Annotated in this window: 9 protein-coding genes; 7 read left to right on the forward strand and 2 right to left on the reverse strand. The window is 61.7% G+C overall.

Annotation, left to right across the window (positions count from 1 at the left end; translation table 11 throughout):
• Together OQK_RS19965 and OQK_RS19970 are read right to left on the reverse strand one after the other, a co-directional pair.
• The coding region (locus OQK_RS19965; RefSeq protein WP_157221960.1) for a PAS domain-containing protein at window positions 1-517 on the reverse strand (517 nt) is incomplete at its 3' end.
• A gap of 63 nt (window positions 518-580) precedes the next feature.
• On the reverse strand, window positions 581-1,471 hold the full coding sequence (locus OQK_RS19970) for a LysR family transcriptional regulator (protein ID WP_016773929.1): 891 nt from the start codon (window positions 1,469-1,471) through the stop codon (window positions 581-583).
• A gap of 139 nt (window positions 1,472-1,610) precedes the next feature.
• Between OQK_RS19970 and leuC the strand changes: the two genes are divergently transcribed.
• The 7 genes from leuC to OQK_RS20005 all read left to right on the forward strand — a co-directional run.
• Window positions 1,611-3,029, forward strand: a complete 1,419-nt coding sequence (gene leuC / locus OQK_RS19975; protein WP_016773930.1) for a 3-isopropylmalate dehydratase large subunit — start codon at window positions 1,611-1,613, stop codon at window positions 3,027-3,029.
• Window positions 3,030-3,041: 12 nt separating this feature from the next.
• Window positions 3,042-3,686 carry a 3-isopropylmalate dehydratase small subunit gene (gene leuD / locus OQK_RS19980; protein ID WP_016773931.1) on the forward strand — a complete coding sequence of 215 codons (645 nt, stop codon included), beginning with the start codon at window positions 3,042-3,044 and terminating at the stop codon, window positions 3,684-3,686.
• 95 nt (window positions 3,687-3,781) lie between these two features.
• The gene (locus tag OQK_RS19985) at window positions 3,782-4,549 is read left to right on the forward strand and encodes a class I SAM-dependent methyltransferase (protein ID WP_016773932.1); all 768 of its coding nucleotides are present in this window, start codon (window positions 3,782-3,784) and stop codon (window positions 4,547-4,549) included.
• Between the two features lie 55 nt (window positions 4,550-4,604).
• On the forward strand, window positions 4,605-5,687 hold the full coding sequence (gene leuB / locus OQK_RS19990; RefSeq protein WP_016773933.1) for a 3-isopropylmalate dehydrogenase: 1,083 nt from the start codon (window positions 4,605-4,607) through the stop codon (window positions 5,685-5,687).
• Window positions 5,688-5,753: 66 nt separating this feature from the next.
• A complete protein-coding gene (gene asd, locus OQK_RS19995) occupies window positions 5,754-6,866 on the forward strand; it encodes an aspartate-semialdehyde dehydrogenase (protein WP_016773934.1) in 1,113 nt (370 codons plus the stop codon).
• 245 nt (window positions 6,867-7,111) lie between these two features.
• On the forward strand, window positions 7,112-8,122 hold the full coding sequence (locus tag OQK_RS20000) for an aspartate-semialdehyde dehydrogenase (RefSeq protein ID WP_016773935.1): 1,011 nt from the start codon (window positions 7,112-7,114) through the stop codon (window positions 8,120-8,122).
• Between the two features lie 209 nt (window positions 8,123-8,331).
• A partial coding sequence (locus tag OQK_RS20005; protein ID WP_016773936.1) for a FimV/HubP family polar landmark protein occupies window positions 8,332-10,660 on the forward strand: 2,329 nt, incomplete at its 3' end.

Raw genomic sequence — 10,660 nt, forward strand, 5'->3', positions numbered from 1 at the left:
GCAAAACCATGTTCGGGCATAGGTGGAAAAGTGTAGCGAAACGTTTCTCCGAGCTGCTCAAGGCCTGCTCGCGCTGGCGCTGGTGGGTGATTTCGCGAATCACCCCGATCATTCGGGGCCGGCCGTTCTTGTCTGGCAGCAGGCTGCCGCTGATCTCCAGCCAGTGCAGGCTGCCGTCGGGCCAGCGAATACGGTGATGCATCGCCTGCTCCAGCGGGGCGCCGGCGATCACCGCGTGGAAGGCGCGCACGGTTTTCGCGCGGTCCTCCGGCGGCAACAGGTCGAGGTATTCCAAATCGGCGGGCAACGGCTGCCGTGGATCGAAACCGAACAACGCCTGGGTGCCCCGCGACCAGCTGATCTGCCCGCGCTCGATGTCCCAATACCAGGCACCGAGCCGCGCGCCGTTGAGCGCGGCGAGCAATTGCGGCGCGCTTTCCCAGCTCTGCTCGGAATGGCGCGGATCGACGGCCTGGATTCGCGGCATCGGCGGAGTTCGGTCAACAGATTTCGGCATTGTCAGCGGGCCTTGAGCTGAGTGGCGTTAGGCACAGGAGCGGCGCTATAGGAGTAGCACAAGTCAGGCCGGGATCCCTGGCCGATCGATTTGTGCATCCAGCAGGGCCATGAAGGCGCATGCTGCATTCGATAGCGTCCGTTCGGTGTGCAAGATATAGCCTAGCTGGCGAGTGAGCTGTATGCCCGGCAATGCGATGCTTGCCACTTGTTCGTCGAGCATGGTGCGCGGCAGCACGCTCCAGGCCAGGCCGATGGAGACCATCATCTTGATGGTTTCCAGGTAGTTGGTGCTCATGGCGATGTTCGGCGTCAGGCCCTGAGCTTCGAACAAACGCTGGACGATGTGGTGGGTAAAGGTGTTGCCGCCGGGGAAAACCGCCGGATGGCCGGCGATGTCCGCCAGACTGACGGCACCGTTGTTGATCAGCGAATGCTCCGGGGCGACGACGAAATCCAGCGGGTCGTCCCATACCGGCGTGGCTTTGACCAGAGTATGCGGCTCCGGCGCGAGGGTGATGACCGCCAGTTCTGCGCGGCCGTGGAGAATTTCCTCGTAGGCCACTTCCGAATCAAGGAACTGAATATCCAGCGCAACCTGTGGGTAGCGGCGGGTGAACTCCCTTAATAGAGGCGGCAAGCGGTGCAGGCCGATGTGGTGACTGGTGGCCAGCGTCAGGCGGCCGCTGACTTCACCGGTCAGGTTGGTCAGGGCGCGGCGGGTGTCGTCGAGCACGTTGAGAATCTGATAAGCCCTTGGCAGCAGGGCGCGACCGGCCTCGGTCAGGCCGACTTCACGGCCCAAGCGGTCGAACAGGCGCACCTTCAATTGCTGCTCAAGACCGGCGATGCGCTTGCTGATCGCCGGTTGGGTCAGATGAAGGCGTTCGCCGGCGCCGGAGAAGCTGCCGGTCTCGGCGATGGCAATAAAAGCGTTGAGGTTAGCCAAGTCCATGTCGCATTCCAGTTGGTTATCCAAAGCATAAAAAATATGAATTTGAGTTATTTAATCTAACCCCATAGGATCGGCCTCACAAGCCAAAGGGTTATTGATAAGCCCAGGGCATAGAAACAAGCTGATGAGGAACCGTCTGATGGCCGGCAAAACGCTCTACGACAAGCTCTGGGATTCGCATTTGGTCAAGCAGCGCGACGATGGCTCGGCGCTGATCTACATCGATCGTCACATCATCCACGAAGTGACTTCGCCGCAAGCTTTCGAAGGCCTGCGTCTGGCCGGGCGCAAGCCTTGGCGCATCGATGCCAACATTGCGACCCCGGACCACAACGTACCGACCACCCCGGAGCGCAAGGGCGGCATCGAAGCCATTGCCGATCAGGTTTCGCGTTTGCAAGTGCAGACCCTCGACGACAATTGTGATGAATACGGCATCGTCGAGTTCAAGATGAACGACGTGCGTCAGGGCATCGTTCACGTCATCAGTCCGGAGCAGGGCGCGACCTTGCCGGGCATGACCGTGGTCTGCGGTGACTCGCACACCTCGACCCACGGCGCATTCGGTGCGTTGGCCCACGGCATCGGCACATCCGAGGTCGAGCACGTGCTCGCCACGCAGTGCCTGGTGGCCAAGAAAATGAAAAACATGCTGGTGCGCGTCGAAGGCCAATTGCCGTTCGGCGTGACCGCCAAGGACATCGTCCTTGCGGTGATCGGCAAGATCGGCACCGCCGGCGGTAACGGCCACGCCATCGAATTTGCCGGCAGCGCGATCCGCGATCTGTCCGTTGAAGGCCGCATGACCATCTGCAACATGTCCATCGAAGCCGGCGCCCGCGTCGGCCTGGTGGCGGCGGATCAGAAGACCATCGACTACGTCAAAGGTCGTCCATTCGCGCCGAAAGGCGAGCAGTGGGACATGGCCGTCGAAGCCTGGAAAGACCTGGTCTCCGACGCCGATGCCAAGTTCGATACCGTGGTCGAGCTCGACGCCGCGCAGATCAAGCCGCAAGTCAGCTGGGGCACTTCGCCTGAGATGGTTTTGGCTGTTGATCAGAACGTGCCGGACCCGGCCAAGGAAATGGATCTGGTCAAGCGCGACTCGATCGTCCGCGCCTTGAAATACATGGGTTTGACCGCCAATCAGGCGATCACCGACATTCAGCTTGATCGCGTATTCATCGGTTCCTGCACCAACTCGCGCATCGAAGACTTGCGCGCCGCTGCGGTGATCGCCAAGGGCCGCAAGGTGGCCTCGACCATCAAGCAGGCGATCGTCGTGCCGGGCTCGGGTCTGGTCAAGGCGCAGGCGGAAGCTGAAGGGCTGGACAAGATTTTCCTCGAGGCCGGTTTCGAATGGCGCGAGCCGGGTTGCTCGATGTGTCTGGCGATGAACCCGGACCGTTTGGAGTCCGGCGAGCATTGCGCGTCGACGTCCAACCGTAATTTCGAAGGCCGTCAGGGCGCCGGTGGCCGTACCCACCTGGTCAGCCCGGCCATGGCGGCGGCGGCAGCAGTGAACGGCCGTTTCATCGACGTTCGTGAATTGATCTAAAAGGAGCGCAGCATGAAAGCTTTTGCCCAGCACACTGGTCTTGTCGCGCCTCTGGATCGTGCCAACGTCGACACCGATCAGATCATTCCCAAGCAGTTCTTGAAGTCGATCAAGCGCACCGGTTTCGGTCCGAACCTGTTCGACGAGTGGCGTTATCTGGATGTCGGCCAGCCGTACCAGGACAACTCCAAGCGCCCGTTGAACAAGGATTTCGTCCTCAACGCCGAGCGTTATCAGGGTGCCAGCGTATTGCTCGCCCGCGAGAACTTCGGCTGCGGATCGAGCCGTGAACACGCGCCGTGGGCGCTGGAAGAGTACGGTTTCCGCAGCATCATCGCGCCGAGTTACGCCGACATCTTCTTCAACAACAGTTTCAAGAACGGCCTGCTGCCGATCATCCTCAGCGATGCAGAAGTTGATGAACTGTTTAAGCAGGTTGAAGCCGAGCCGGGTTATCAATTGCAGATCGACCTGCAAGCGCAGACCGTGACCCGCCCGGATGGCAAGGTCTACAGCTTCGAGATCGACGCGTTCCGCAAGCACTGCCTGCTCAACGGTCTGGACGATATCGGCCTGACCTTGCAGGACGGCGATGCGATTGCGACGTTCGAGGCCAAGCATCGGGTTAGTCAGCCGTGGTTGTTTCGCGACGCTTGATTCGGGATTGATGTAGTCAGGGCGGGCCTCTTCGCGAGCAGGCTCGCTCCCACAGGGAATGTATTTCAAATAACACTGCTTACAGGATGTGATCCATGACCAGCACCGCCCAGCACACCCAGGTCGTCCAGAAGCAATTCGGCGAACAGGCCGCCGCTTACCTGAGCAGCGCGGTTCACGCCCAAGGCAGCGAATTCGCGCTGCTCCAGGCTGAACTGGCCGGGCAGGGTGGAGCGCGGGTGCTGGATCTGGGCTGTGGCGCCGGTCACGTCAGTTTCCATATCGCGCCGCTGGTCAGGGAAGTGGTGGCTTACGACTTGTCGCAGCAAATGCTTGATGTGGTTGCCGGCGCTGCCCTCGATCGCGGCTTGAGCAACATCATTGCCGTCAACGGTGCTGCCGAGCGCTTGCCGTTCGCCGATGGCGAGTTCGATTTTGTGTTCAGCCGCTATTCGGCGCATCACTGGAGCGACCTCGGTCAGGCCTTGCGCGAAGTGCGTCGGGTGCTGAAGCCGGGCGGGGTGGCGGCGTTCGTTGATGTGTTGTCACCGGGCAGTGCGTTGTTCGACACTTACCTGCAAAGCGTTGAAGTGTTGCGCGACACCAGCCATGTCCGCGACTACTCCGCCGCCGAGTGGCTGCGCCAGGTCAGCGAAGCCGGTCTGCATGTGCGCAGTACCACCCGGCAGCGCCTGCGTCTGGAGTACAGCAGTTGGGTGGAGCGCATGCGCACACCTGACGTGATGCGCGCGGCGATCCGCCAGTTGCAGCAGTCGATGGGCAACGAAGTGCGTGAGTATTTTGAGATAGATGCCGACGGCTCGTTCAGTACCGATGTAATCGTACTGATGGCTGAGCGATAAGAATTTTTCCCGGCGCGCCGTTCACTGGCGCACCGCTTGAAGACACGAGGAAAGCATGAGCAAGCAGATTCTGATTCTCCCGGGTGACGGTATTGGTCCGGAAATCATGGCCGAAGCGGTCAAGGTGCTGGAATTGGCCAATGACAAGTACAGCTTGGGCTTCGAGCTGAGCCACGACGTGATCGGTGGCGCGGCCATCGACAAGCATGGCGTGCCGCTGGCCGACGAAACCCTTGATCGCGCCCGCGCTGCCGACGCCGTGCTGCTGGGCGCTGTCGGTGGCCCGAAATGGGACACCATCGAGCGTGATATCCGCCCTGAGCGCGGCCTGCTGAAAATCCGCGCGCAACTGGGCCTGTTCGGCAACCTGCGCCCGGCGATCCTCTATCCGCAACTGGCCGACGCGTCGAGCCTGAAGCCGGAAATCGTTGCCGGTCTGGACATCCTCATCGTCCGTGAGCTGACCGGCGGCATTTACTTCGGCGCGCCGCGTGGCACCCGTACGCTGGACAATGGCGAGCGTCAGTCCTACGACACCCTGCCGTACAGCGAAAGCGAAATTCGCCGCATCGCCCGTGTCGGTTTCGACATGGCCATGGTTCGTGGCAAGAAGCTCTGCTCGGTGGACAAGGCCAACGTGCTGGCATCCAGCCAGTTGTGGCGTGAAGTGGTGGAGCAGGTGGCCAAGGATTACCCGGAAGTCGAACTGAGCCACATGTACGTCGACAACGCCGCCATGCAGTTGGTGCGCGCACCCAAGCAGTTCGACGTGATCGTCACCGACAACATGTTCGGCGACATCCTCTCCGACGAAGCGTCGATGCTCACCGGTTCGATCGGCATGCTGCCGTCGGCCTCGCTGGACTCCAACAACAAGGGCATGTACGAGCCGTGCCACGGTTCGGCGCCGGACATTGCCGGTAAAGGCATTGCCAACCCGCTGGCGACGATCCTGTCGGTGTCGATGATGCTGCGTTACAGCTTCAATCTGCACGACGCTGCCGATGCCATCGAAAAAGCCGTCAGCGTCGTGCTCGATCAGGGCTTGCGCACCGGCGACATCCACTCGGCCGGTTGTACCAAAGTCGGTACGCAGGAAATGGGCGACGCAGTAGTCGCCGCGCTGCGGAATCTGTAATCTCTCGGGCCCGCTGCGAAATTCAATACAAAGCAGCGGCCCACTTTTCAAGAAGGTGTAGTTGCGATGAAACGTGTAGGTCTGATCGGTTGGCGCGGGATGGTCGGTTCCGTGCTCATGCAGCGGATGCTGGAAGAGCAGGATTTCGATCTTATCGAGCCGGTGTTTTTCACCACGTCCAATGTCGGTGGCCAAGGCCCGTCCGTGGGCAAGGACATTGCTCCGCTCAAGGACGCTTACAGCATTGACGAGCTGAAGACCCTCGACGTGATCCTGACCTGCCAGGGCGGCGACTACACCAGCGAAGTATTCCCCAAGCTGCGTGAAGCCGGCTGGCAGGGTTACTGGATCGACGCGGCGTCGAGCCTGCGTATGAACGATGACGCGGTGATCATTCTCGACCCGGTCAACCGCAAGGTCATCGACCAGCAACTGGACGCGGGCACCAAGAACTACATCGGCGGCAACTGCACCGTCAGCCTGATGCTGATGGGTCTGGGCGGTCTGTTCGAGGCCGGTCTGGTCGAATGGATGAGCGCCATGACCTATCAGGCGGCCTCCGGTGCCGGCGCGCAGAACATGCGTGAACTGATCAAGCAGATGGGCGCGACCCACGCCGCTGTCGCCGATCAACTGGCCGACCCGGCCAGCGCGATCCTCGACATCGACCGTCGCGTGGCCGAAGCCATGCGCAGCGACGCGTACCCGACCGAAAACTTCGGTGTACCGCTGGCCGGCAGCCTGATCCCGTGGATCGACAAGGAACTGCCGAACGGCCAGAGCCGCGAAGAGTGGAAGGCCCAGGCCGAGACCAACAAGATCCTCGGTCGCTTCAAGAGCCCGATCCCGGTCGACGGCATCTGCGTGCGCATCGGCGCCATGCGCTGCCACAGCCAGGCGCTGACCATCAAGCTGAACAAAGACGTACCGATCGCCGATATCGAAGGGCTGATCAGCCAGCACAACCCTTGGGTCAAGCTGGTGCCGAACAACCGCGAGATCAGCATGCAGGAGCTGAGCCCGACCAAGGTCACCGGCACCCTGAATGTACCGGTCGGTCGTCTGCGCAAGCTGAACATGGGTTCGCAATTCGTCGGTGCCTTCACCGTCGGCGACCAGCTGCTGTGGGGCGCGGCCGAACCGCTGCGCCGCATGCTGCGGATCCTGCTGGAGCGTTGATCGCTTGAAGCAATGAAGAAGCCCGTGCCTTGTGAGAGGTGCGGGTTTTTTTATGCCAAGGATTTCTCCGGTGTCTGTACTGCCTTTTTCGCGAGCAGGCTCGCTCCCACATTGAAATGCGGTCCCTGTGGGAGCGAGCCTGCTCGCGAAAGGGCCGGTCCAGCCGCCGCAAATCCTGCAGAAATTGCCTGTGCGCCACCCACCCGGTAAAGTGCCGCTCCCCCCGTTTTGCCAGAGGTAGCTCCATGACCCAGACTTTCGATATCGCCGTTATCGGCGCCACCGGTACTGTCGGCGAAACCCTCGTACAGATTCTCGAAGAACGCGACTTCCCGGTCGGCAACCTGCACCTGCTGGCCAGCAGCGAATCGGCCGGCAGCTCGGTGCTGTTCCGCAACAAAAACGTACGCGTGCGCGAGGTCGACGAGTTCGATTTCAGCAAGGTCAGACTGGTGTTCTTCGCCGCTGGCGCTGCGGTGTCGCTGAGCTACGCCGCCCGTGCCCATGCTGCCGGTTGCTCGTTGATCGACCTGTCCTGCGCGTTGCCTGCAGATCAGGCGCCACAAGTGGTGCCCGAGGCCAATGCCGATATTCTCGCCAGTCTGAAAAGCCCATTCCAGGTCAGCAGCCCAAGCCCGTCTGCGACGACGCTTGCGGTGGTGCTGGCGCCGTTGCTTGATCTGCTCGATCTGCAATACGTCAACGTCACCGCCAACCTGGCCGTTTCTGCGCAAGGTCGCGAAGCGGTCACCGAGCTCGCGCGGCAGACTGCCGAGCTGCTGAACATGCGCCCGCTGGAGCCGGCCTTCTTTGATCGGCAGATGGCGTTTAACCTGCTGGCGCAAGTCGGTACGCCTGATGCGCAAGGCCATACGCTGCTGGAAAAACGTCTGGTGCGCGAGTTGCGCCAGGTGCTGGCAAAACCTTTATTGAAGATTTCTGCCACTTGCGTTCAAGCCCCGGTGTTTTTTGGCGATAGCTTTAGCGTGACCTTGCAGTCAGGCAGCGCTGTTGACCTGGAAAAGGTCAACGCCGCGCTCGAGGCAGCACCGGGCATCGAGCTGGTCGAGGCCGGCGATTATCCGACCGCGGTCGGCGATGCGGTGGGGCAGGACGTGGTGTACGTCGGTCGCGTGCGCACGGGCGTCGACGACCCGGCGGAACTAAATCTTTGGCTGACGTCAGATAACGTACGCAAAGGCGCGGCGCTCAATGCCGTGCAACTGGCTGAGTTGTTGATAAAAGACCTGCTGTAAAAGATACTTGGCAACAATTTGTCGACTGATTCTAGGTGAGCGCTATGCTTGCCCGAAGCGCGTCGATGACGAGTCACCCTCCGGGACTTTCCGGGGCAGCACCGAAATGATCGCGCGCGGCGACCCCCGTCGTCGCGCGCAATGCCTTACGGCAGCGGTATTCAAAAGCTTCTCGCTGGCCGAGGAACGTTCAAACAAAGGATGAGGCTATGGTTCAAGTTCGCAAACTGGTGTTAGCAATAGCGGCCGCCTCGGCGCTGTCCTCCGGTATGGCGCATGCCCTCGGGCTCGGGGAGCTGACCCTGAAGTCGACCCTGAACCAGCCGTTGGTGGCTGAAATCGAGCTGCTCGACGTCAAGGATCTCACCGCCGCCGAGGTGGTGCCGAGCCTGGCTTCCCCTGAAGATTTCGCCAAGGCTGGCGTTGATCGTCAGGCTTTTCTCAATGACTTGACGTTCACCCCGGTACTCAACGCCAGCGGCAAAAGCGTGTTGCGCGTGACCTCCAGCCAACCGCTGTCGGAACCGATGGTGAAGTTCCTCGTGCAGGTGATGTGGCCCAATGGCCGCCTGCTGCGTGATTACAGCGTGCTGCTCGATCCGTCGAAGTTCTCGCCGCAGACCGCAGACGCCGCCGCGCAACCGGCGCCGTCGCAGACCATCACTGCGCCAACCACTGGCGCGACCCATCGCAATCAGTACACCACCACGCCGCGCGACACCCTGTGGGAAATCGCCGCGAAGGCGCGCAACGGCGGCTCGGTGCAGCAGACCATGCTGGCGATTCAGGCGCTCAATCCGAATGCCTTTATCGACGGCAATATCAACCGTCTGAAAACCGGCCAGGTGCTGCGTCTGCCGGACCCGGTACAAAGCACAGCGCTGCCGCAGTCGGCAGCCATCGCTGAAGTGGCGGCGCAGAACGAAGCCTGGCGTCAGGGCCGTCGTTATGTGGGCAAGCCTGGCACCGGTCAGCAGCAGCTGGATGCGACCAATCGTGGCCGTGGCAATACCGGTGCAGCGGCCAACACCCAGGACAATCTGAGCCTCGTCTCGGCGGAAAGCGCCAAGCCCGGCGCAAAAGGCCCGGCCGGCGACGCCAAGGCGCTGAGCAACAAACTGGCAATCACTCAGGAAAACCTCGACACGACCCGTCGTGACAACGAGGAACTGAAAAGCCGCATGGCTGATCTGCAGAGCCAGTTGGACAAGCTGCAAAAGCTCATCGAGCTGAAGAACAATCAACTGGCGAAGATGCAGGCCGACGGCGCCGGTGCCGGCGCTGCGCCTGGCACCAACGGTGCTGTGCCGCCGGTGCCGGCGATCACTGCCGAACTGGCCGCAACACCGCCAGCCACCCCGGCCGACGCCGCAGCGGCTTCACCGACTCCAGAGTCGGCCATCGCGCCGCCAGCGGAAACCCCGGTTGAGCCAGTCGTCGAGCCGGTGGTCGAAACTACGCCGCCTGTTGCCGCCGATGACGACAAAGCCTTCAATGAACTGCTGACCAATCCGATCCTGCTCGGCCTGATCGGCGGCGGTGCGGTGGTTCTGCTGCTTCTGCTGTTGCTGCTGGCGCGCCGTCGCAAAGCCCAGCAGGAAGCCGAAAAGCACCTGCGCATGGCCCGCGCTCTGGCTGAAGAGCAAGAGTTCTCCGCTGAGCAGGATCTGCCGGAAAGCAGCTTCTCTGGTCTGGAAACCCCGGCAGCCAGCGTCAAGCTCAATACGCCAGCTCCGGCACCTGCGCCAGCCCCTGCACCGGTCGTCACTCCGGTGGTGATGGCTGCGCCGATTGCCGCACCACTGGTGGCCCCGGCCGGCGAGCGATCGGATGACGTGCTCGACAAAGCGCAATCGCACATCAATGCCGGTCGTCTCAATCAAGCCGCCGCGCTGCTGGAAGAGGGCGTCAGCCTTGAGCCGGAACGCAGCGATCTGCGCCTGAAGCTGATGGAAGTCTACGGTCAGCAGGGCGATCGCGATGCGTTCGTTGCGCAAGAGCGTCAACTGGTGGCCAATGGCGATAACTTCGCCAAGGTCGAAGCACTGAAGAGCCGCTTCCCGGCCATGGCCGTGGTTGCTGCCGGTGGGCTGGCAGCTGCCGCCGTCGCTGCCGAACTGGACGCGCAGTACGTCAAGGAATTGCTGCAAGACGAGCCGCAAGCGCCCGAGGCTGCCGCTGACGACCTCGACACCGCGTTCGATTTGAGCCTGGACGACCTCGACAACATCACCCCGGTCGATCCTGCGCCAGTGGCCGAGCCAGAAGCGCCTGTCGAGCTCGACGCGTTTCCGGCCGAAGACGACCTGAGCTTCGCTTCAGTGCTGCAAGAACAAACCGAGATGAAAGACAATCTCGACGATCTGTCGGACTTCGATCTGGATATGGATCTCGGCGCCGAACCATCGCCGGCCACGTTGGCTGAAGATGACTTCCTGCTGGATCTGGACGACGGCGTGAAGGACTTGCCACCGGTCGAGACGCCGGTAGTTGCTGACGTGCCGCAGGACGATCTGGAGCTCCCAGCCGATTTCGACC

Origin of the sequence: Pseudomonas sp. R62 (assembly GCF_000257605.1) — a bacterium.
GTDB lineage: Bacteria > Pseudomonadota > Gammaproteobacteria > Pseudomonadales > Pseudomonadaceae > Aquipseudomonas > Aquipseudomonas atacamensis.

Excerpts from the sequence above, each read along its gene's own strand:
- OQK_RS19970 (WP_016773929.1), bottom strand. The coding sequence starts at position 1,471 with ATGGACTTGGCTAACCTCAACGCTTTTATTGCCATCGCCGAGACCGGC.
- leuC (WP_016773930.1), top strand. The coding sequence starts at position 1,611 with ATGGCCGGCAAAACGCTCTACGACAAGCTCTGGGATTCGCATTTGGTC.
- leuD (WP_016773931.1), top strand. The coding sequence starts at position 3,042 with ATGAAAGCTTTTGCCCAGCACACTGGTCTTGTCGCGCCTCTGGATCGT.
- OQK_RS19985 (WP_016773932.1), top strand. The coding sequence starts at position 3,782 with ATGACCAGCACCGCCCAGCACACCCAGGTCGTCCAGAAGCAATTCGGC.
- leuB (WP_016773933.1), top strand. The coding sequence starts at position 4,605 with ATGAGCAAGCAGATTCTGATTCTCCCGGGTGACGGTATTGGTCCGGAA.
- asd (WP_016773934.1), top strand. The coding sequence starts at position 5,754 with ATGAAACGTGTAGGTCTGATCGGTTGGCGCGGGATGGTCGGTTCCGTG.
- OQK_RS20000 (WP_016773935.1), top strand. The coding sequence starts at position 7,112 with ATGACCCAGACTTTCGATATCGCCGTTATCGGCGCCACCGGTACTGTC.